The following is a 23887-nucleotide window of genomic DNA, read 5'->3' as shown; positions in this document are numbered from 1 at the left end:
TTCTTATTTAAAATTGGAAGTTAAAACCTAAAGAATAAATTTTAGGCATTTGATAGTAACCGTTGTCTATTCCCCCAAAAACTTCAGGATCTACCCCTGAGTATTTAGTGATCACAAAAACATTCTGTGCCATCGCATATACTTTCAGATTACTTCCTTTCGTGAAGATTTCTCCGAAATTGTATCCGACATTGATATTATCCAGTCTCAGGAATGAAGCATTCTCAACATAAATATCAGATTTGTACTGAGGAACTGCAAACTTATACTGAGGAGCTGTAGAGAATACGTTCTGAAGGTATTCGTTGGTAGATGCTGACTGCAGTGAACTATTTGAAGCTGCATTATTATATACATAGTTTCCTAATACTGCTCTTGCACTTAATGCAAAATCCCAATTCTTATGAGATACTTTGGTAGAGAATCCTAAAATTGCATCAGGTGTAGTAGATTTGTAATAATACATATCTTTTGTATTGATTACTCCATCTCCGTTTCTGTCTACAAAAGCTCCGTCAACAGGTTTTCCGTTGTTATCATATATTTGCTGATATACCCAGAATGAATTAGGTGCATACCCTACTGCATGAGCCTGAATTCGGTTTCCAGAACCTCCTTCAATACCTCCTACTTCCATGTTAAATGATTCGTCAGCTCTGTCCTTAAGCTTCGTGATGACAGGTTTGTAATGAGTAGCATTAAAGCTTACTTCCCAGGTAGTATTCTGGTTTTTAACAGGAATTACAGTAATACTTCCTTCAATCCCTTCATTTTTCATATCACCTACGTTCTGCCAGCTTGCATTACTTAAGCCTCCAGCAGGTTCGTCTGCATATACAAGAAGATCTTTTGTATCTTTTCTGAAGACATCTATTGATCCTGTGATTCTGTTTTTATTAAAACCAAAGTCTAATCCTAAGTTTTTAGTGGTTGTCGTTTCCCAGGTAAGATTTGGATTATAGTTAGCAGGTCTGAACATAAAATAGTATTCATTTCCGAACTGATATCCCGCTCCCTGATAACTTGGATTGTAGGCTGCAAAAGCCGGGTAATTATTAGGTTTGTTACCGTTAAGTGCAGGCAATTCCTGCTGACCTGTTTTACCCCATCCTGCTCTTAGTTTTAAGGTACTGATGGATGATATATTTTTGATGAAACTTTCTTCATTAAGCTTCCAAGCTAAGGAAACTCCAGGGAAAACTCCCCATACATTATCTCTTGTACCGTTAAAGAATCTTGAAGAACCATCTTTACGAACTGATCCTGAAATAACATATTTATTAGCTATGGTAAAAATAGCTCTTCCATAGAATGAGATCAATGTATTTTGAGTTTTGAAGTCTAAATCTTGCGAGTTAATTCCTGTTCCTCTATAAGTTATAGCTCCTGGAAGATAAATATTGAAATCCTGATAAGAATACCCTGCAGTAATATCCACACCAGTATTAATAGCACTGATGTTTTTTACATAATTAAAATAGGTTTCCAAAAGCTTGTTTTTCTTTTCCATAGAATAGAAATTTGAACTTCCTTTATCTTCGAAACCTGGTCTCAGACGAGCATCTTTAAACTTGTGCCCGTCACTTTTTGTGTAATCATATCCGGCATTTACATTGAAGTGAAGGTCCGGAAGAAAGTGAAACTTATAATCTAACTGAATATTTCCCAACCCTCTTAATACAGAAGAAACATCTCTTACCCCATTGATCAACCCAAGAGGGTTTGAATTGGCATTTACATTATAACCCGTTGCAGATCCTGAATCCAGCCATTCATAATAGCCTCCGTAATTAGAGTTTCCTGAATATACCGGTTGAGTAGGATCAAAATAAGTAGCTGCCTTGATCACTCCACCATCTACAAATCTGTTATCGGTAAATGTTCCTTTCGCATTCACATTCACTGATAAATGATTATCAAAGAATTTAGGGTTTAGGTTCAAACCTACAGAAGTTCTACGAAAAGAATTTGATTTTACAATACCGTTCTGCTCATTATATCCTAATGATAAACGGTATGGCAGACCTTTAATACCTCCTGAAAGGGCAACGTTATTATCTGTACCCCATGCAGCCTGATAAATTTGATCCTGCCAATCGGTATCAGCATTTCCAAGTTTCGTTTTATAACCTGCAGGAGCATACGTATTAACAAAATCTCTAAACTCCTGAGCATTCAATACGTCTACCTTTCCCATTTTAGTAGAAACCGAAGTAACTGTTGAGAAATTAACTTTAAACTTTCCTGCTGTTCCTTTCTTGGTTGTAATGAGAATAACCCCATTGGAAGCTCTGTTACCATAGATAGCAGTAGCGGAAGCATCCTTAAGGATATCGAATGTTTCAATATCGTTTGGGTTAATTAAAGATAAAGGATCAGAAACACCATTCATTCCAACAAAATCCTGAGGAACTCCATCAATGACGATCAACGGAGAGTTTTCTCCACTTAAAGAAGAAGTACCCCTGATCCTGATTTTCGTTCCTGAACCCGGAGCTCCACTGTTATTGGTAATCTGAACTCCTGGTGTTTTACCCTGGATCAACTGCCCGGCAGAAGTAGCTCCTCCGTTGAAGTCTTTAGCCGTAACAGAAGTTATAGAACCGGTAAGATCAGATTTTTTCTGTTTTCCATATCCGATTAGTACAACTTCGTCAATCTTCTTCTCCTGAGGAAGAGAATCTTTTTTCTGCGCATGTATTACTGTACTGGCCAGTAAAAAAGCGGGCGCGATTTTTAATACTGTTGCAAAATTCTTCACAATCTTATTTTTTTATAGTTTCGTTTTTCAGTCATATTTTGGCCTGGAGCCAGACTCGCAATTTAAAAAAAAAATAGAATTATTATAAATTTAATATAATTTTAGTTAAAATTATGTATATTACGAAACCCATTTTAGTTAGTTTTTTAAAATCCAATAATTTACAACGTCTTATGCATTGCATAATATTTGTTTTAAATTAAGATAATGTTAAACAACTGTTTAACTTAATTTCATATTCAGCTCCTAAAATTTGCTTTCTTCATCATAATAATGCCACCAATAGCGGTATTCAACAGATATTCCTTATCTTTGCAGTCAAAACTTTACTATAAATGTCAAACAGAAAGATGATTACGGCAGCTTTGCCTTATGCAAACGGGCCGGTTCATATAGGACATTTGGCAGGTGTTTATATTCCTGCGGATGTTTACGCAAGATTTCAGAGAAGATTAGGAAAAGATGTAGCGTTTATCTGTGGTTCGGATGAGCACGGGATTCCTATTACCATAAGAGCTAAAAAAGAAGGAGTAACTCCTCAGGATATCGTGGACAAATATCACGAAATCATTAAAAAATCTTTTTCTGACCTTGGAATTTCATTTGATGAGTATTCCAGAACAACGTCTAAAAATCATTATGAAACCAGTCAGGATTTCTTCAAGGTTTTATACGAGAAAGGAAAATTCACTGAAGAAGTTTCTGAGCAGTATTTTGATGAGCAGGCGGGAGAATTCCTTGCTGACCGTTATATTGTAGGAACATGTCCTAATTGTGGTAACGAAAACGCTTACGGAGATCAGTGTGAGAAATGTGGTTCTACCCTTTCTCCTTCTGAGCTGATCAATCCGAAATCAATGCTTAGTGGAAATGTTCCTATCCTTAAAGAAACCAAAAACTGGTACCTTCCATTAAATGAATACGAGGACTTTTTAAATGAATGGATCATTGAAGGTCATAAAGATGACTGGAAGCCTAATGTATACGGACAGGTTAAATCATGGTTGAATGATGGCCTTAAGCCTCGTGCAATGACCAGAGACCTTAACTGGGGAGTTCCGGTTCCTCTTCCGAATGCAGAAGGAAAAGTATTATACGTATGGTTTGATGCTCCTATCGGTTATATTTCTTTCACCAAAGAATGGGCGGAGAAAAACGGAAAAGACTGGAAAGACTACTGGCAAAGTCCAGAAAGCGATCTGGTACATTTTATCGGAAAGGATAATATTGTTTTCCACTGTATTATTTTCCCTTCGATGATGAAAGCTCACGGAGATTATATTATGCCGGCTAATGTTCCTGCTTTTGAATTCCTGAACCTTGAGAACGATAAGATCTCAACATCAAGAAACTGGGCAGTATGGGCTCATGAATATGTGGAAGATTTCCCTGGACAACAGGATGTTTTAAGATATGCTCTTCTTTCATCTGCTCCGGAAACAAAGGATAATAACTTTACATGGAAAGATTTCCAGACTAAGAATAATTCTGAATTGGTAGGGATCTTCGGAAACTTCATCAACAGAGTTGCTGTTCTTATTCACAAATATTATGACGGTGTTGTTCCACAAGGTGATGTAAACAGCCCTGAACTACAGGAAATAAGTAAATCGGCAAAAGAAATCTCAGGATTCCTTGAAAATTATGAGTTCAGAAATTCATTAACTGCATTAATGAACCTTGCCCGTTTTGGAAACCAGTATCTTCAGACAGAAGAACCTTGGAAAACCATCAAGGACAACCCGGAAAAAGCGGCTCAATCTTTATTCGTTGGAGCACAGATAGCTGTTGCTTTAGCTCAGTTATGCGAACCTTTCATGCCTTTCAGTTCTGACAAATTATTGAACATGTTCAATGTTGAGAAGAAAGACTGGAGTTCTATTGAAAACCAATCAGTGCTAATTGAAACAGGGCATAAAATTAACGAATCATCTCTTCTTTTCTCAAAAATTGAAGATGATGTCATTGAAGCTCAAATCCAAAAGCTGGAAAACACAAAACAAAACAATAAAAAAACAAACCCTAACGCAAACCCTATGAAAGAAGAGATCACGTTTGATGACTTTACTAAAATAGACCTTAGAACAGCAACCATTTTAGAAGCTGAAAAAGTAGAAAAAGCAGACAAATTATTAAAACTTACTGTAGATACAGGAGTAGACGTAAGAACTGTTGTTTCCGGTATTGCTGAAAGTTTCACTCCTGAAGAATTAATCGGGAAGCAGGTGATGATCCTTCTGAATCTTGCGCCAAGAAAAATCAGAGGAATTGAGTCTCAGGGAATGTTATTATTAACAACAAAACCAGACGGAAAATTATCTTTCGTAACTCCGGATGACAGCAATGTTGAAAACGGTATTGAGATCGGATAATTAAAATCTTTATAAAGATAACAGGCTGTTTCATGAGAAGCAGCCTTTCTTTTATATACAGTTTATGGTTAATAGAAATGTTTTAAGAAAGCTTTCCAATCAGGAATTAGAAGGATATTTAAAAGAAGGCAACCGTTTTGTTCCGGAGGCCGTTCAGGCAGCTTTTGAAATTCTGGAAGAAAGAGGGCGTGTTTTCAATGAGCAGGAAAAAACAGCTGTTCAGCAATTGATTCAGCGTAAACAAGAAGCTGAAGAAGCAAAACGTGCAGAAGAAGTGGAAGTTTGGAAAGATCATATTACAGAAGATCCGGAGGCCATTAAACTTTATTCGCGAATGACTATTTTTGTCAGCTGTATTTTGTTCAGCACGATTCCCGGAGCTATTTTACTTTCTCTTAATTTAATCAAACTCAGAAAATACTTTCCTGCCTTTCTGACACTGGCATTTGGTGTGCTTTTTTTTATATTTCAAAAATACGTCCTGCTTTCCCATTTTGATTTTGGTACATCTTCCAGATACAGTCCCGAAATTGGGGTGATTGGAATCGGAGCTCTCAGTCTAATTCTTATCAGCGTTTTAGCGACTCCAAAAAAACTTCCTTACCGTGCAGCATCATATATTTTCCCGGTAATTTTATGCTTGGGAACAGCTGTTGTGATGTATTTTTATTTTCAGGAATGGTTCTCTAATTATCCGTTTGCAAGAGCGATTCATCTATTCAGACAATAGCAAGGAGCTGATTCCCGCTATCCACTTTTACTCCTCGCACCCAGCTGTCACCCTGAGCGTAGTCGAAGGGCCTCTTCTTTGCTGTGGGGTAACCGTTACTATCGGGGCTAGAAAGTACAAAAAAAGTCATTCCGGTTTACAGAATGACCATATATTAATTCGTGAGATTGCTTCGCTTTCAGCTCGCAATGACTTGTTGTCAATTATTTCTTAGTTAGTTTTGCCAGATAAGAATCTTCATCTTTCAAAACTCTTTCTATTTTGAAGCCATTATTTGTGGCAGCATTTTTCAACGTATTAAAGTCAAGATACAGCCAGGTAATCGGTTCCTCGGATTCTCCTTTATAATGAACTACGTATTCCAGTTCTCCGTAATATCCACCAGCCGGAATATACACTCCGCCATCTTTATCACGGTCGAACATATAAAGAATATCCGTACTGTCAATTAAAACCTGTCCGCCATCGTTCAGTAAAGTATGCAATTTCTGAAGATAAGTATCAATTTTCGCAAGGCTTTCAAAAACTCCGGTACCGTTCATCAATAATAAAATGGTATCAAAAGTTTCTTCAGAGAAATCAAGCATATTTTCACAAACTGCTTTTTTAATGCCTCTGAGCTTGCAGACCTCAATTGATTTTGGTGAAATATCCAAAGCCGTCACCTCAAGATTTCTTTCATTTTGAAGGTATAAAGAATGAGAACCTGCTCCCGCTCCGATATCCAGAACTTTTCCGTTGGATAACTGCAGTGCTTTCTGCTCAATATCATTCATTTCTTCAAAATCTCTGAATAAATAATCCACCGGAAGTTCATCCAGCTCAGAAATTGACGTTTCAGTCTGCAGATCTTCAGGATTGTCATTGTGGTAATAATCCCAGATCGCTCTGCCCATTAAATCTTTCATAGTGCAAAGATAGTAGTTCAATGTTCAATGTTCAAAGTTTTTAGTTGAATGTTGCGAGAGGCGGGTTTGCGAGGTACGGGTTTCGAGATGCAGAGTACGGGTTCCCAGTTACAAGATACGGCGTACCTTAAACTTTAAACTTTAAACCTTGAACTTTAAACTCTCAAACCCTCCCACTCTCAAACTCTCAAACTCTCAAACTCAAAACTCCTGCCACCTACTCCATCGAATCCTTCTCTTTATGTCTGTCCGCCTGAGATTCATTTTCTGCTACACCTGCTTTCCAGTAAGAATAAGCATATAGTTCCTGGGAAGTCCAGTTTTTCTCTTTTCTCAGATAAGTACGGATTTCTTTCACGCTTGAGAATTCACAGGCTACATAACCAAACTTTGTTGATTCTGGAATCTCAATACTTTTTACAGCATTTGAAATTTCACTGCTGATCTGAGGCTCTGCATTGTGTAACCATTTAAAATCAATCTGAGCTTTGGTTTCAAGCAGTTGTTCATCTTCTTTTCCATGAACTTCGATAATACATATCCCTTTTGCCGTTTCAGGAAGTGTTTCTAAAATAGCACTGATGACCGGAATAGCTGTAGCATCTCCTACCAGCAAATACCAATCCGCTGCCGGATACAATTCTTTCCCTTCCAAACGCATCATGACACCCAGTTTTGAGCCTGCTTCAGCTTCTCTTACCCATCTTGAGGCTGGTCCACCGTCTCCGTGATCTACAAAATCGATGATCAGTTCATTTTTTTCCAGATCAATTCCTCTGTGGGTATAGGTTCTGATGGATGGAGCCACTTCTTTTGGCGGATACACCCATTGATGATTTTCGTCCAGCGCAGGGAAATGAATCTCGTTCAGTCCAGCCGGAGGAACTGCGATCTTATTATTATCTCCCACCATCGTATTTTTGAACAGATGAACTTCCGGTGAGTACAAATACACTCTGATAAAATGGTCAGTAATGTATTCTTTTCTGGTGACTTCGGCAACAATCTGCCCTGTTGAAATTTTAGCCATAACTGATTTTTTTAAAGTTAAAATCCGGTTTCCGATTGATTCAGAAACCGGATTTGAAATACAATATGTTTTCAGATCAAGGCATTTTTACCTTCATCTTATTTTTAAAATTCAAAAGTGTAAGAAAGATTGAATGTTCTTCCTCTTCCTTTATAATTAAACAATTCCGGAAGTCCGTAAGTAGAATACAGTACCTGGGAACGCTTGCTCCATATTGTCTGATAATCTGTATTGAATAGATTCTGGATTCCTAAATTGAATTTTCCAAAATGGAATCTGTATCCTATCATCAAATCTGAAGTATTATACCCTTCCACTACATTATTAAGCTCGTCTTTCTGTTTGAAATTCTGCAAAGACTGGAATCTGAATGACCAGTTCTGAATGTTATAGCCGATATAGGTTACCAATTTGGAAGGAGAAGCATTATAAATCTCCTGTTTCTGCCATTCTCCCTTATTATCTACCTCAGATTTGATCAAAAGTCCACTTGCCCCGAAATAAACTCCGTTGTTTAAGGAATAAGAAACCTCAGCTTCAATTCCCATGTTTCTTAATTTCAAATCATTCACAAGAATCTGGAAAGTCTTCTTATCTACAGCAACGGTTTTGTCTGAATTACTTAAAAATCCTGCAATCTGTGCTCTTAAACCACCTCTGTTGACACGGTAACCTACCTCAAACTGATTGGTTTTGATAGCTTGAAGCGGCTGTTCTTTTACATTGATACTGGATATTACATCCCAGTTTGTTCCTACCAATTTGTACTGTCCGATTCCATAAAATTTAGCAGGATCAGCTAAGCTTGCTCCCTGGGAAAAAGTTCCCCAAACCTGATGCTGCTCATTGAATTTGTATAATAAACCTGCATTAGCTAAAGTCACATTATAAGAACTTTCGCCTCCGGGAATTGCGGATGCTGAATTTCCATAGCCCATAGCAATCTGTGTCTGCTGCTCTGAACCTACAAAATCATCCATTTTTACGTTGATATGCTGATAACGGATTCCTGCATTCAATTGCAGTTTTGGAAGAATATTATATTTTGCCTGAACATATCCTGCATAACTCTGTGAGTGATTCGTAGGATATCTGCCAAGGCTATATTTTGTTTCGTTGATTAAACCTCCGCTAGACATGGTTTTTGCGATATCATAAACAGATTGAGTTCCTTCAAATTTTTCAAAATCGAAATCTGCTCCGTAAGTCACATTCAGCCCTCGCCATGATTTTGACAACAAAGCTTTAATCCCTGAGTAATAAGTATCCTGCTGTGAAGAAGACATATAAGGTATTTTCCCCGTCTGCAAAGTAACATTTCCCGGGAATGGATAGAATCCTAATTTTTCACCACGGGTAGCCAATTGTACATACAAATCCTGTCCGCCTAAAATTCCATTTCCGTTATACGCTACGGTGGCCATATAACGTTCTGTTCCTACATTTTTATCGGATGAGAAACCATCTCTCATTTCCAATAATGAAGCATTTTTTGTAGTAAATGCACTTAAATTTTCACCTAAAAATAAGCTTCTGTCTCCATTAAATTTAGAGTTGTAATACTGAACAGAGGCTGTTATTTTATGTTTATTGTTAAACTGATATCCTCCTGTAGCCAAGACATCAATAGACTGGTTATACTGAAGGTCCGTCTGGGTTATATCTGTAAAAAGCTGTTTCTGATCTGCCCCATACACTCCACCATTCTGTTGGTAAGCAACACCTAGTCTTCCGAAGAACTTTTCTCCTTTAGCAGCAATAGACTGAGCAGCACGGAAATCATGGTCATCTTTTCCCATAAATCCTGTACGTACACCCAATTCAGTTTCACCGCTGATTCCTTTTTTGGTAGGTGTTTTAGTAATAATATTGATAATCCCACCAGTAGCATTCCCTCCATAAATTGAGCTTGCACCTGAAAGCACTTCGATTCTTTCGATATTAAAAGGGTCTATCGCATCCAGTTGGCGGCTTATCGCACGGATACTGTTCAGGGTGACTCCATCAATCATGACCAGTGCAGAACGCCCTCTCATATTCTGTCCGTAATTGGTTCTTCCCTGAGGACCAATATCCATAGAAGGTATCAGAATCGATAACATTTCTTTGATCGGAACTCCGCTTTTGGCCTGCTCCTGAATCTTTTCTTTCTGTACTACCCAAACCGTTCCCGGAACTTCAGAAATTTTTGTAGGTTTTCTGGAGGCTACGATCACCACATCTTCAATACCTTTAGAGGCAATAGTATCTTTAGCGGTCTGGGAAATCATCACTCCCGAAACCAAAAGACCTATGAATGCATACTGCTTTTTCATTCTTTCTACTTCAAAGTTTTATAATCTCACAAAGATAATTGTTATTTAGAAAGAATAAAAATAACAAAATATGAGATTTTTCCTTATTTTATGATGACAAACATGTTTTTTACAGAGAGATTGTTTTAATTCTGGATATATTAAAAACCATTAAGAGGGATTTAAGAAATAAAGTAGAGTTAAGATGAATCATTCTGATTTTAAGCTTAAAGCGAAGCCCACCTTAATAATCTCAACACCTTCATACAATCTTAATGGTTCAAAAAGCTTAAACAGGTTTAAAGTTTAACATCTTATTAAAAACGTAAAATCCCAGCCCAACGAAGGACCAGGATTTTACTAGTGAAAAACAAGGTATTTTTTATACTGCAGGACCTGCTGCATCTTTTATTTCTTCTAATAATTTTCTTCTTTCGCGAAGTCTTCTTCTCGCGATAACGGATTTACCTCCCAAAACTCTTATAAATCTGAAATACTGGAATCGTTTTGCTCCAAAATGATGGGTCGCAACATAAATCAATACCGCAAATCCAACTAAAATAATATATCCGAATATCTTTTTGGTGGCGATGATAATGGCATTAAGCTGAATCGCTTTCATATTAGCCGCAACATTTTGAGGAGTAATGGTCATTCCATCCATATAAACGGCAAGGTCACCTATTGCTGTAACCTGAAAACGGTATTGAAACCACGAGTACAGTGTTGAAAAAATTCCTACAGCCAGGAAGGTTCTCCAAACCAATACAAGTCCGATGGCTGCCAGCATTTCATCCATTTCAAGTTTATCCAGTGTATAAAACCATACAGAGATAAACAGTGAACACATTCCATAGCCTTTTAAAAACATAGGCAGATACCAGTTGTCATAACTGAATTCCAAAACCATAGAAAAGTACATGATAATAGCATATCCAATCATAGCAGCAAAACCGGAAAAAATATACATTTTCAAAGGTTTTTCTTTTTTGAACCAGAAGATGGCTATGATTCCTGCTAAAATAATTCCGGGAATCATCAATAAACTTAGCCTGGTATTGGTCAATTGGTCATATCCCAATACTCCCACTGCAAAAGTATTCTGAATAGAAGCTGTTCCTAAAAACATTCCCAGCCAGAAAAGCATAAACAATCCATTCTGTACATTATTTTTTTTGAAGATTTTGAATGAAAGGTACGGTCGTTTTAAAGTGAGCTGACGGATAGAAAGCAGTGCAAAACTCACAAAAGCAGCAATACTCGCATTCATGATATTCTTGGAATTGAACCAGTCCTGTTGTCTTCCAAATGAATACACATATGCAGAAAACATAAAAGTGGAGATGAAAAGCAAAATACTCAGCCAGTCAATATAATGCAGAGGAACTTTTAACGCAAAATATTTATTATGCATAAAAATCCAGTGGATCAAAGCTAAAATAAAGCATAACACAGCTGTAAAAAGGTAAAATTGCTGCCAATTGTAAAGAAGAGCAAACTCAGCGGCATAATAGGTAGCTATCTGGTTCATGACAAGAACGAAGGTATAAAAAGCTCCGTAAAACATCCCGCGGTTTCCAATCATAACCATCAGTGGGAGGAACAACTCTATGGTAACCATCATCTTCATAAAACCAATCAACAAAGAAGTAAATATGAAAACCATCGGCTGTAAAGTAGTTCCGTTCACATAGCTGAGTAATCCTAAAAGCACCAGCAATAAAACCAGTTTATCTCTTACTTTGAATCTCATTTTGATTCTGATAACAACAGGCATACAGGCTCCCATCCCAATGGTAGTTGCGTAGTTAGCCCACATAAAATATTCTGTCATGGCTCCGGTACCGCTTACCAGAGAACTGATATTTCCTGTATACACCCCACCGATGGGCATTACTACAGCAAGCAGTAATACAATCAGCAGCAGCTGTATGGGTTTTGGTACCCAGTCATTATATAATCCTTTGTTGTACATGATGAAGTTAGAAGTTAGAGGTTAGAAACCAGAAGTTAGTAACTGAAAGTTTTCAGCTTAACTTCTGTATTTTCCAATCTTTTAATCTTTCAATGATTAAAGCTTTAAATTATTGCCCAATATTTACATTCATATTCATTCCGGCACTCAGTTTATCCAGATCTTCTTTTTTGTTGGAAGCTGTAAACTCTATTCTTACAGGAATTCTCTGCTGTACTTTAATGAAGTTTCCGGTAGAGTTATCTGTTGGCACATTTGAATATCTTGAACCGGTAGCCGCAGAAACTGCTGTGACTACTCCTTCGAATTTTTTACCGCCTAAAGCATCAGCTGTCATGAAAATTTTCTCACCTACTTTAATGTTTGGCATCTGGCTTTCGAGGAAGTTGGCGGTTACCCATTTCTGACCATTCAGAACGATCGTTGCCACCTGTTGTCCCGGTTGGATCAACTGACCTTCAGAAATTGTTCTTCTCCCCATTACTCCATCATAAGGTGCTGTAATAACAGTATACGAAAGATTGATCCTTGCCATATCCAGAGCCGATTTTGTTCTTTTAATTTCAGCATCATTGATTCCCAGTCTGCTTTTCACTTCTGTAGTAGAAAGGTTGGCGGATTGTTTTTGATTCACCAGCGTTTCATAAGCGGCCTTTTGGGCATCATATTCTGTTTTTACCTGATCATATTGTTGTCTGGTAACGGCTTCAGCTACCAAAAGGTTTTTGTATCTATTTAAATTCTGCTCAGCATTCCATAATCTCGCTTTCGCTCCTGCAATATTGGACTGCATGACATTGATATTGTTGGAAACCGTATTCACGGAAGAACTGGTTGCTGTTTTCTGAGCCATTGCATTCTGATAAGCTGCTTCTGCCTGTCCCAATTGAGTAAGAATTTCACGTTCATCAAGAATTACTAACGTATCTCCTTTTTTTACACGTTGATGTTCAATGAATTTAATTTCCTTGATATAAGCAGAAACTCTTGTATTGATAGGATTAATAAATTCCTCTACCTGTGCCGCTTCTGTATAGGTTTTGCTTCCGATATGGAAATATTCACGGATTAACCAGAATAGTCCGAATCCAATCACCAGAAAAACGATGATGTTGGAAATGATTGCTCTGATTTTATTCGTTTTATTTTTATTTTTTTTATTTTCTACAGCAGATGTTGCCGGAGTTGGTGTCGTATTTTGAGTAGTTTGTCCCTTGTTTTCCATTGTTGATTTTCAGTTTTAAAAATTAAAGTGTTCCCGTAGATTTCAAAAGGTTGTAGTACTGATACAAAACATTGATCTCAGCATTTGCATAATCCAGCTCTGACTGTAGCTTCTGATTCTGCGCATCAATCATTTCTGCCTGCACAGCCAATTGGTTCAGATATTTCGCTTCTGTAATCTTGTAGTTTTCTTCAGCCAGTCTTTTGGAATCATTCAGAATATCAGCCTGCTGAATCGCTTCCTGATATTTTGTATAGGCTGCGTTCACTCCCATATCTACATTCTGCTGTACCAGAGTTTTGGCATCATTCGCCTGATTCTTCTGCAGCTCACCTAATTTTACTTTTTCCTTTGTTTTAAAAAGAGTATCGATATTATAACTCAAAGAAACTCCTGTCTGCCATCCTCCTGAATACATATCCAAAACAGGATTTCTTGTTGTAATCGGTCTTTGCAGCGTATACCCACCAAATCCTGCCAATGTAGGCGCATTATCGGTTTTGATAATCTCTATATTTTTATCTGCAACTGCAATATTTTTTTGAGCCGATTTCAGTAACGGATTGCTTTCATGAGCAAGATCTGTATAATATTCCATACCTATTCCGGATTCTTTATTCTCCAGACTTTCTGTAGGAACAATCTCCGTGTCAGAAGATAAACCTAAAGCAATGTTCAGGTTATAATTAAGGATTTTCTTATTGTTGGTAAGGGTAAGAATTCCCTGATCCAGGTTTTTGATGGCCAATTCTCCACGTATCACTTCGTTTCGGGTTACCATTCCCTGTTGATAGAATTTCTGGATGTTTTTCAGACGTTCCTGAGCCAGTTTTTTATTATTCTGAAATACCTCTTCCTGATTGATGATTTTATAGACATCCAGATAATTGGAAATCACTAAAAATTTCACATCCTGCTTATTTTTCTCTAAATCCAGTTCCGAAAGCTGTTCACGAAGCCCTGCCATTTCAATAGATTTATTCACCAATCCTCCTTTGAAGATCAATTGTGTTGCCTGTACAGCATATGAACTTCCATAATGCGGCATCGGAACGTTTGTAGAATTCGAAAAGTCTTTGTCAATAGCTACTGCATCTCCTAAATAGAACTGACTTGTAGAAGCTGTGATCGTAGGAAGTTTCTGAAGCTTAACGACATTCGTATTTTGTTTTGCAATACCAATGTTCTGTGCAGAAACCTTGAGCTGCTGGTGATTCTGAACAGCGAGTTCCGCCACCTCACTTGCGGTCATCTGCTTGATCTGTTGTGAAAAAAACAGCGCAGGAAAAGCTGCTATCAATACAGATAGTGCTGTTTTTATTTTCTTTGTCATTTTACCTTGTTTTACAGATGCAAAGTTAGGTCAACAACAAAATCAATCAAATGTTTGATTTTTGGAAAAAGATGTTCAAATGTAAGATTTTAACTTTCAAACTGATGCCTGTACTGTGTAGGGCTTACCTCCAGATGTTTCTTAAAAAAGTGAGAAAACGAGTATTGATCGCTGAATCCAAGAATAGAAGAAACCTCTGAAACCGGTTTATTGGAAGAGTTTAAGAGTACTTTTGCCTCATTAATAACAATTAAAGCAATGATGTGGCTTGCAGACTTACCCGTAATGGTCTTTACCACTGAAGAAAGATGTCTGGTTGTAATTGATTGTCGTTCGGCATAGAACTCAACTGTTCTTTCGGTAAGATGATGCTCTGCAAGATCGGTAAGAAATACAAATACAATTTCTTCCTGTCTGGACATCTGATTCAAAGAACTGTTATCTTCCTTGGAAATAATTCCTGCCATCTGATAACAGAAAACAGAGAAAAGATGTTCCACCATTTCTTTCTTATAGAGCATTTCAGTATCAGAATCAAGGATATATTTCAGGAAATTGACACTTTTCCAGACTACTTCCATTTCGTCTTCAGGAAAAGGAACTCCTTTGTTCATCTGCTGTCTGAAATAGCGATACGTAATCAGACGGTTAAATTTCAATGATAAGGCAGAAATAAATTCTCTTTTGTAAGAAACCATCCTCGACTGAAAGTCATCCGTTACTCCCACCACTTCATAAATGGTTTGTGGATCAGTTACCATAAACATATTGGCAGAAACTTCCAGATCGCTGAAATGCTGACGGAGTTTTATAGTCCCTGATTTAATAAATATAAAAGCAGGATTTTCAGGACGGAAAGGTTTACCGACAGCAATTCTCTCGAAAATATTTCTTTCCGTAAAAATATCAACGCCAAATTTTTCCAGGGCAGACATAAGACAAATGTAAGCAATCTTATCAGTGATTACAAAATTTTATTATTTTAGCAAGAATCCAATTTCCCTTCATTATGAGAAAGGTTGATCTATTATTTGCCGAGTATAGTAAAAGCCATAGAAATGCGACCAACAAGTTCATTCACTGGATTTGTGTGCCTTTAATTTTCTGGACAATTCTTGGTTTTACTTCCCTGATTCCTTCCCCACATTTCTGTGCTTCCTATTTCGGATGTGTCAGTATCATAAGCCTTATAGTGATTACTCTGATCACTTTATTCTATGTAAGACTGTCTCTTTTGATTTCCGTTGTGATGATCGTAATAATGCTTATCATGGAACATTTTATCTATTTGACCAATATCAGTGTCGGAAAGCAATCATGGATGGTTTACCTTTCTGTGTTCATCATCACATGGATTTTCCAGTTTATTGGTCATAAAATTGAAGGAAAAAAGCCCACTTTCCTCAAAGATCTTCAGTTTCTTCTGATAGGACCCATATGGCTTTTAGGCTTTATTCTGAAAAAAACAGGAATCAGATACTAATCTTCCAAGGCATAAACAGCAAAACTGGCCAGCCAGTGATCTCCACCATAATTTCCCTGGAAAAGCAGTGGTAATCCATTATTCAGAAACACATCTGCTGTTTTTCTGAAGTCTTTTTTCAACGGATGATTAGCAGGAAGTGCGTTGGAAATCCCTTTCATACACCATGCTTTAGAAAAGGATAATCCTACAAGGTGAACCGTCTGATAATCACTCAGATCACTTACTACAGGAATTTTCTCAACATTTTCCAGACTTCTTTTTTCATAAAAAGCATTCAGCCATTGTACAAATTCTTTTTGAGGAAGAACTCTGCGCATAAGATCTGCAATTTCCAGACTTGGCGAAAAGAAATCCGAACCGTCCGGCTCCAGATAAGCAGGTGTTTTCTGATCTTTTAAGAAAAAGTATTTTGCCTTTTCCATCAACTGATTTTCAAACTCTTTATCTTTATTGGCTCTTGCCCAATCTATAGCAAACGCCATTGCAAATGCTGTATTAGGGTGAACTCCGGTTCTGTTTGGATAAGTCTGTTTGGGAAGATAAGTCTTCCATGATTTCAGGATCTGATCCGTAAGCGGCTTCAGGTTTTGATGCCATATTTTAGCTTTTGGATGATCCCAGGTCGTGAGTTCTTCATCCAATTTTAAGATCCACGCCCAGCCATAGGTTCTTTCAAAAGTTCCTGTCAGCTGATATTTTGTAAAGTAATCTGCTTCTGTCTGAAGTTTTTCTTTTTGAAATGATTCATCCAGAATTTTTTCAATCTCTTTGGCATTGGAGAGATTAGGTTTTGTTTTTAAAAGTCTTGTCAGCATCCAATGTCCGTGAACAGAGCTATGCCAGTCGAAACATCCATAAAAACTAGGATGAAGATCTTTGGGTGTCAAAGGAACTTCACCGGCATTATTAATGATATGAGCCGTTTTATTAGGATATTCCTGATTGATACAGTGAAGAGGTTTATCGGACAATTTCATCGCCATCTCGTCTGTAAGTTTCGGAACTTCCTGGGCATACATCAGAAATGGAGAAAACACAAATGCTAAAAGACTTTTTTTCATGAATTAAAAATAGAAATAATTTACCAGTCTCCACAATTTTTCACATTGGTTTTAAAGCTATTTCTTCTATTTTTTGATTCAATTTTAAACATTCCCGTATTTTAAATTTTAATCAATCTTACCAATAATCATTTTTGAGCATACTTTTTGATCATATCCATCAAAAACTAACTAACCTATGAAAAAAATTATTTTACTATTATCTGGTCTTATTCTGATCAATTGCAGTAAATCTGGTGGTGAAAAACAAGAAGTGAAAGCCGACCTGATGGAAGTTTTAACCGAAGAGAAAGCGCCCTCTTCTGCAGCTGAACCTATACCTCCACCCCCATCACTTTCTGTTTCCGAAAAGCTAGTCTCTGATGAGAATGGGATAAACAAAGATGTTTACACTCCAAAGAAAACAGATACGATCTCCAAAAAAATCATCAAAAAAGGAGATATGAAGATTCAGGTGGGTGATATTAAAAAAACGCAGAATCAGATCAATGAGATCATTAAGAAAAACAATGCTTATATCCAGAAAGAAGAGTTTCAAAATACGGATATGGATGATAATCTTACTCTGATCATCCGTGTGCCTCATAAAAATTTTGATGCACTGATCAATTCCTTTTCAGATGGTGTAGGAACTGTGTTGTCTAAAAATATTTCATCCAATGATGTGACTGAAGAATATACTGATGTAGCGATAAAGCTGGCCAACAAAAAGATATATCTTGAAAAATACCGTGATATGCTTAAAAAGGCTGCTACCACGAAAGATATGCTGGAAATTCAGGAAAATATCCGTGAACTGGAAGATGAGATTGATGTGGCTGAAGGCAGACTTCGTTTTATTGATGACCGTGTGAATTACAGTACTTTGAATTTAAACTTATATAAAGAAAAAGTAAGAAGCTCAACCACTTCAAAAATTGGTTTTGGAAGCCGCTTTATAGATTCTCTGACAGAAGGCTGGAACAGTTTTGTAAGTTTTCTGCTGGGAATGGTTTCGTTATGGCCTTTCTTTTTACTTATTCCTGTTATTATTTTCCTTTGGAGAAAATGGAAACCAGGGAAGGAAAATAAAAATTAAATGATAAAAAATCCGGGCATCTGCGATGCCCGGATTTTTACTGCATTATCAACAATTTATCCTGTTTCCAGTACTTGTTTAAAATCAATAACAATGCAATAGTCTTGTTAACAGCTGTTAAATATTTTTGAAAAATTACTTTCTGATGGTTTTAGTAATACTGCTTCCATCTTTATACTGAATTTTTACAAAATAGATTCCAGACTGAAGTCGGCTGATATTCATGCTATTTTGTCCCGGATTCATGAAAGTTATGATCTGAAGTCCTTGAGGGGTGATGATATCTACTCTGTTTATTTTACCATAATAAGTTTCTGGTGCAAAATTGATCATATGTTCAGATACAATAATTGAAAGATCATTCTCTTTGTTAGCAAGAGCTGATGTTTTACAGCTTTGACCTTCATTGCAGTCGCTTACCAGTTTCCAGACAGCATTACTTCCCGGTGCTTCTCCCGGATTTGCATACCATTTGTTTTCCCAGATTTTGCAGGCGTGGAAAACCTTTGTTCCTGCTGTTGGATAGGTTTTTGCCGGATTATATTCCTGCGCTCCACAATACGTAACCGGACCGCCGGATTCACAACCTGGACCTTCGGTACATGTGCTTACTTCTTCCCATACCATATTAGTTCCCGGTAGTTCTCCCGGATTCGCATACCATTTGTTTTTCCAGATTTTACAAGAGTAGAAAACTTTCACTCCTGCTGTAGGATATGCATTAGCAGCATTATATTGCTCTGCACCACAATATTGACCATTGCCTGGCGTAGTCTTCTTCGTTCTGACTTTTAATTCATTACTGGCATCAGAGAGCTGATCATTCATGGCAATTGATTTTACGGTATAACGATATTCTGTGTCTTGTGCCAATCCTGTTCGTAAAAAGCTTGTTTGCACAGTCTCTCCTACCTTGATTCCATTTTCAAAGATCTGGTAATTTTTGATGCCTTGTGAGTGAGTAGAAGCCATCCACATCAATGAAACAGAATTTTCAGTAACTTCCATTGAATGGAGGTTTGATGGTGGTGTAGGTTTTTCGAGAGTGCCTTCACTATTCGTTTTTACATTAAGTGACGCACTTTTTCCAGAAGTAAGTCCCGAAGAGCCTTTCGCCTGTATTTCATAGGTATAAATTGTATTAGCAGTTAATCCGTTATCCTGAAATGTAGCTGTACTTACCTGCTGAATATGTTGTCCGTTTCGGAAAACGTTATAGGACACTGCATCTGATTGTGCATTCCAGCTTATTTTAGCAGAAGAGCTTGTGACTCCTACTTGTGTTAATCCTGTTGGAGTAGCGGGTGCAGAAACTCCTGTTCCGGAGGTGACGTTCACATCAATTACATTATAGAATGCATTGGTGGTATCTGCAACATCCCAAACTGCTAAAATAATATGGTAGCCCGTACGGTTAGCAGGAACTGTAATCTGATGAGAAACATTGTCCTGTGGTGGTGTTCCATTATGCGTAACTGTACCTATAAGTTCAAGATCCTGACGGGAAAGCGGTTGATTGGGATTCCAACCCTGTTTTGTCATATAATAATGCCATTTCGCAGTGGCATGGTAAGCCAGATATTTCCAGATAAAGGCGTTCACTCCGGTAGTGATATTGGTTTTCTTCCATCGGTCAGCAGTTTGGATATCCAACGTTGTGTCTCCCCCTATACTTCCATTAGCAGAAGCGATCTTTCCGTCTGCGGGACCAGCTGCAGGAAACCCTTTTGGAGCTTCCAGAGATCCGGGTTCGTTAATGATAGATCCATAGATTCCAAATGCTGTGGAATAACCGAGTGTAGCCTTATCCAGACTTCCCTGATAGCCTCTTGAAGCAGGGCTCATTACATATCCATGTGCAGATACATGAATTAGAGAAGGTACCAGCATCGCCAACATCAGCAATACCGGAAGAAAAAATTTACGTGTCATCATATTTTAATATTTTGGTGTTGATTTTATAAGATCAATTTTCTATAAGCTAATTTTTCAAACCATTTCACTCCAGATAACTAAAGAAATACAAGAGATACAGGTTTAAATTCACTGAATAATTCTAATTACATATTTTTTAATAATAATCGAATTAAACAAAATAAATTATTCAATATTTTAAATTAAAACATAAAATAATAATTCATAACATATTATTATTAACATATAATTACAACATGTTAAAACATAAAAATACAAAAAATTAAATAATTAATCACATTTTGTTGAAATATTTTTCATGTAAATCAACATTAAATAGAGCATTGAGGGAAAATAAAAACACAAAACACTGACAATTATATGATTCGCACCCAATTACTATAAAAACTATTAAAAAAAAGCTGAGAGAATTGATCATTCTCTCAGCCAGTAAATTTTAAAGATCCAAAGATTACCTTCAAAAAGGAATCAGATTTATTTCCCAAGTACAAATACTGCGGGAATTTTATGAAGTTCCGGCTTTTGTTTTTGCCAGTCTTTTATGGTTTTCGTTTTAATGAATTCATGTTCCGGATCATTGATATTGGCAGCAATACAAAGCTTTGTATTAGGCGATAAAAACTTGCATAAGTCTTCAAAAAGCTGGTTATTTCTGTAAGGAGTTTCCATGAAAATCTGTGAATATCCGGTTTTCTGAACAAGGCTTTCAAGATTCATGATCTGTTTCTTCTTTTCTCCTTTATCGATAGGAAGATAGCCATGGAATGTGAATTCCTGACCATTAAAACCACTAGAAATCAAAGCAAGAATAATGGATGAAGGCCCTGAAACAGGAACTACTCTGATATTTTTTTCATGACACCATTTCACAATCAGATTTCCGGGATCCGCAATACATGGCAATCCTGCTTCCGAAAGTAATCCGAAGTCCTGCCCTTTCAGCATTAGCTCCTGAGCTTCCTTAATATCTGCATTTTCTGTGTATTTATCCAATAAGAATAATTTCAGATCAGCCTGTTTTTTTTCGGGAGCAAAAAATTTCACAACCTTTCGTGCTGTTTTCTCATTTTCCACGAAGAAATAATCCGTCTGCATGATATAATCTTTCAAAACAGGTGAAAAGTGATTGATAGAAGTATTTTCTGATAAGTAAGCAGGGAGTAAAAAAAGCATTGTATTATTTTTTAGTTCTTTCGTTTAATGTAGGTTGTGGGAAGTATTTTGTCAAATCCATAGAAAAGGTAACGGAGGTGATTTTCCAGGTTCCATTGATCTTCATTAATGTCCAGATCTCCTTTCCCCAGTTTTCCATTTTACCGTCATACCAAAAACTGTAATCGAAATTGGCAGAAGCTATTGCTCCATCTTCCACAATCTTAATATTGTCAAATTTTTCTTCAGATTTATCATCTTTAAAACTCTTGATAAAAGCTTTATAATCATCTGCAAAGTAATAATCTGCCTTAGGATTTTTCTCCAAACGTTTGGCCTGTGTTCTGTCTTTATAAATTCCAGTCCAGAGCACCGGCTCCTGAAATAAAGAGAGATATTTGGCTTCATCTCTGGATTTGATACATCCCATGAAATCATCCATTACCTTGCGGATTTCAGTTTCATCCTTGGTTTGAGCAAAGGAAAAATTAAAGCTTACTAAAAGCAGTAAAAGCAGCTTCTTCATAATTATTATTTTGATATCTGGTTTTTGATAGCATCACATCCTTTATCCAAAAGCTGGAAAACCTTTTCAAAATCTTTCATATCTCCCCAATAAGGATCCGGAACCTCAGCATTTTTATGATCTCCCAATACTTCCAGGAATAAGGATACTTTCTGACGTTCTTCTTCATTTTTAGTTTTAGAAACTACATCTTCCAATACGTCAATATCCATACAGTAGATTTTATCAAAGGTTTCAAAGTCTTTTCTGGTGATAGGTCTTGATCTTTGTCCGGATATATCAATATGATGATGAGCAGCCGTTTTAATGGCTCTTTTATCGGGATGTTCGCCTTCATGCATTGAAATAGTTCCGGCTGAATCCACCGTATAATGATCAGGTAGTTTTGCTTTCATAATCCCTTCCGCCAAGGGGCTTCTGCATATATTCCCCAGACAAACCATTAATATTTTCATATCCTGTGTATTTAAAAAGAATCTTTTCTCACGACAAAACTAAATAAAAAATGAAGAATAAAACTATCCTTCATTTTAATTTATGTAAGCTCAACCTTAATTATTGTTTGATTCTTTCAGTAAGGTCTTTTACGTATTTCTTGATTTCTTTATCTATTTTAGAAACGTCTTTGATGGTATCACAAGCATACATTACTGTAGAGTGATCTTTTCCACCCATTTCTTCACCAATTTTAGTAAATGTAGAATTGGTAAATTCTTTGGAGAAGTACATCGCAAGCTGTCTTGGTAATGCAATCTCTCTTTTTCTTGTTTTTGAAAGCAGCTGTTCTTTTTTGATTCCAAAATAATCACAAACCACTTCCTGAATGTAAGGAATATTGATAACCTTCTTCTGGTTCGCTGCAATTCTGTTGATTGTTTCCTTAAGCAACTCAAGACTAAGATCTCTCTTATATACTGTAGAGTAAGCAATCACAGAGTTGATAACCCCGATAAGCTCTCTTACATTCGTTTTTGCTTCAGCAGCTAGGAAATCAAGCATATCTCCCGGAAGAACAATTCCGTCTCTGCTTAGTTTATCTTCAATAATCTGCCTTCTTGTAGATAGATCCGGAGATTTGATTTCTGCAGAAAGTCCCCATTTGAAACGGGAAACAATTCTGTCCTGGATATCCATGATATCTGCAGGTGCCTTATCTGAAGTAAGGATAATCTGTTTTCCATTCTGATGCAGGTGATCAAAAATATGGAAGAAGCTGTCCTGTGTAGCTGATTTTCCGGACAGGAACTGAATATCATCAATAATCAGTACATCTACCATTTGATAGAAGTTTGCAAATTCCGTCTGCTTATGAGCTTTAGCCGCAGAGATAAACTGCTGGATAAACTTTTCAGAAGACAGATAAAGAACTACTTTATCAGGAAACTGATTTTTTACTTCAAGACCTACAGCCTGTCCTAAGTGAGTTTTACCCACTCCATAACCTCCATATAAAAATAAAGGGTTGAATGCTGTTGCTCCAGGTCTTTTTGCTATGGATCTGGCTACAGTAGCTGCAAATTTATTGCTTTCTCCTTCTACATAACTATCAAATGAATAGTCAGGCTTAAGGTTAGAATCTATGTTTACTTTTCTAATTCCAGGAACTACAAACGGGTTTACAATATTAGCGGAAAAACCTTGTGGCATTGTTTCCTGTGTTTTTGGAGTAGGAACACTTTGTCCCTTGATGTTCATGGTAACTGGTTTCTCTTCACCTTTTGGTCTGTTTTCCATCACAGAATACCATAATTTCACTCCTTTTCCAATATTTTTCTTCAGGGCAGCAGAAAGTAAGGACAGGTAATTGTCCTCTATATATTCCTTGTAAAAATCGCTCGGTACGATCAACGTAAGGTTATTGGCCATCAACGAAAGCGGCTGAACCTTATCGAATAGCATATCGAAAGATTTTTCAAGTTTTTTTAGGTCAGAATTGTCTTCAGCAGCGTTCAGGTTATCGCGCATAAACTGAAGGCATTTCTGCCATATCATCATTAAATTGTCATCCATTTTTTAAGCCC

The 23887-nt window shown here is 37.0% G+C and carries 18 protein-coding genes; 4 read left to right on the top strand and 14 right to left on the bottom strand.

Annotated elements, in window-relative coordinates:
- Window positions 1–7: 7 nt before the first annotated feature.
- Window positions 8–2761, bottom strand: a complete 2754-nt coding sequence (locus ACKTTZ_RS16320; RefSeq protein ID WP_407846030.1) for a SusC/RagA family TonB-linked outer membrane protein — start codon at window positions 2759–2761, stop codon at window positions 8–10.
- 335 nt (window positions 2762–3096) lie between these two features.
- On the opposite strand from ACKTTZ_RS16320, the gene metG reads away from it, so the two are divergent.
- Both metG and ACKTTZ_RS16310 read left to right on the top strand, forming a co-directional pair.
- Entirely contained in the window at window positions 3097–5133 is a 2037-nt protein-coding gene (gene metG, locus ACKTTZ_RS16315) for a methionine--tRNA ligase (protein WP_253317518.1), read from the top strand.
- Between the two features lie 64 nt (window positions 5134–5197).
- Window positions 5198–5863, top strand: a complete 666-nt coding sequence (locus ACKTTZ_RS16310) for a hypothetical protein (protein WP_407846029.1) — start codon at window positions 5198–5200, stop codon at window positions 5861–5863.
- A gap of 203 nt (window positions 5864–6066) precedes the next feature.
- On the opposite strand, the gene ACKTTZ_RS16305 is transcribed toward ACKTTZ_RS16310, so the two are convergent.
- The 7 genes from ACKTTZ_RS16305 to ACKTTZ_RS16275 form a co-directional block, all read right to left on the bottom strand.
- Window positions 6067–6771, bottom strand: coding sequence for a bifunctional 2-polyprenyl-6-hydroxyphenol methylase/3-demethylubiquinol 3-O-methyltransferase UbiG (locus ACKTTZ_RS16305; RefSeq protein WP_034695913.1), 705 nt, complete (start codon window positions 6769–6771; stop codon window positions 6067–6069).
- 217 nt (window positions 6772–6988) lie between these two features.
- On the bottom strand, window positions 6989–7801 hold the full coding sequence (locus ACKTTZ_RS16300) for a siderophore-interacting protein (RefSeq protein WP_034695916.1): 813 nt from the start codon (window positions 7799–7801) through the stop codon (window positions 6989–6991).
- Between the two features lie 104 nt (window positions 7802–7905).
- Window positions 7906–10116 (bottom strand): TonB-dependent receptor, encoded by a 2211-nt coding sequence (locus ACKTTZ_RS16295; RefSeq protein WP_253317521.1) that lies wholly within the window; start codon window positions 10114–10116, stop codon window positions 7906–7908.
- Window positions 10117–10477: 361 nt separating this feature from the next.
- On the bottom strand, window positions 10478–12070 hold the full coding sequence (locus tag ACKTTZ_RS16290) for an MFS transporter (protein ID WP_407846028.1): 1593 nt from the start codon (window positions 12068–12070) through the stop codon (window positions 10478–10480).
- A gap of 109 nt (window positions 12071–12179) precedes the next feature.
- Window positions 12180–13295, bottom strand: a complete 1116-nt coding sequence (locus ACKTTZ_RS16285; RefSeq protein ID WP_407846027.1) for an HlyD family secretion protein — start codon at window positions 13293–13295, stop codon at window positions 12180–12182.
- A 22-nt stretch (window positions 13296–13317) separates the two neighbouring features.
- Entirely contained in the window at window positions 13318–14628 is a 1311-nt protein-coding gene (locus tag ACKTTZ_RS16280; RefSeq protein ID WP_034695921.1) for a TolC family protein, read from the bottom strand.
- Window positions 14629–14717: 89 nt separating this feature from the next.
- A complete protein-coding gene (locus tag ACKTTZ_RS16275; RefSeq protein WP_034695922.1) occupies window positions 14718–15563 on the bottom strand; it encodes an AraC family transcriptional regulator in 846 nt (281 codons plus the stop codon).
- 74 nt (window positions 15564–15637) lie between these two features.
- On the opposite strand from ACKTTZ_RS16275, the gene ACKTTZ_RS16270 reads away from it, so the two are divergent.
- Complete coding sequence (locus ACKTTZ_RS16270) at window positions 15638–16111, top strand: Mpo1-like protein (RefSeq protein ID WP_034695923.1); 474 nt, start codon at window positions 15638–15640, stop codon at window positions 16109–16111.
- On the opposite strand, the gene ACKTTZ_RS16265 is transcribed toward ACKTTZ_RS16270, so the two are convergent.
- Window positions 16108–17175: a DUF2891 domain-containing protein gene (locus tag ACKTTZ_RS16265; protein WP_253317525.1), complete on the bottom strand. Its 1068-nt coding sequence runs from the start codon at window positions 17173–17175 to the stop codon at window positions 16108–16110. The two genes, ACKTTZ_RS16270 and ACKTTZ_RS16265, sit on opposite strands and share 4 nt — an antisense overlap.
- A gap of 178 nt (window positions 17176–17353) precedes the next feature.
- On the opposite strand from ACKTTZ_RS16265, the gene ACKTTZ_RS16260 reads away from it, so the two are divergent.
- On the top strand, window positions 17354–18253 hold the full coding sequence (locus ACKTTZ_RS16260; RefSeq protein WP_407846026.1) for a DUF4349 domain-containing protein: 900 nt from the start codon (window positions 17354–17356) through the stop codon (window positions 18251–18253).
- 135 nt (window positions 18254–18388) lie between these two features.
- Here ACKTTZ_RS16260 and ACKTTZ_RS16255 read toward each other — a convergent pair whose 3' ends face one another.
- From ACKTTZ_RS16255 to dnaA, 5 genes are all read right to left on the bottom strand, one after another.
- Window positions 18389–20188, bottom strand: a complete 1800-nt coding sequence (locus ACKTTZ_RS16255; protein ID WP_407846025.1) for a lytic polysaccharide monooxygenase — start codon at window positions 20186–20188, stop codon at window positions 18389–18391.
- Between the two features lie 474 nt (window positions 20189–20662).
- Window positions 20663–21361: an SAM-dependent methyltransferase gene (locus ACKTTZ_RS16250; protein WP_034695928.1), complete on the bottom strand. Its 699-nt coding sequence runs from the start codon at window positions 21359–21361 to the stop codon at window positions 20663–20665.
- Between the two features lie 4 nt (window positions 21362–21365).
- Window positions 21366–21866: a nuclear transport factor 2 family protein gene (locus ACKTTZ_RS16245; RefSeq protein WP_034695929.1), complete on the bottom strand. Its 501-nt coding sequence runs from the start codon at window positions 21864–21866 to the stop codon at window positions 21366–21368.
- A gap of 5 nt (window positions 21867–21871) precedes the next feature.
- Window positions 21872–22321 carry a low molecular weight protein-tyrosine-phosphatase gene (locus ACKTTZ_RS16240; RefSeq protein WP_034695930.1) on the bottom strand — a complete coding sequence of 150 codons (450 nt, stop codon included), beginning with the start codon at window positions 22319–22321 and terminating at the stop codon, window positions 21872–21874.
- Between the two features lie 100 nt (window positions 22322–22421).
- A complete protein-coding gene (gene dnaA / locus ACKTTZ_RS16235) occupies window positions 22422–23876 on the bottom strand; it encodes a chromosomal replication initiator protein DnaA (protein ID WP_034695932.1) in 1455 nt (484 codons plus the stop codon).
- Window positions 23877–23887 lie beyond the last annotated feature (11 nt).

The sequence above is a fragment of the Chryseobacterium sp. KCF3-3 genome, assembly GCF_045865955.1.
Lineage (GTDB): Bacteria > Bacteroidota > Bacteroidia > Flavobacteriales > Weeksellaceae > Chryseobacterium.
Note: the sequence above shows the minus strand (reverse complement) of the source record. Positions and strands in the feature narration are given on the sequence as shown.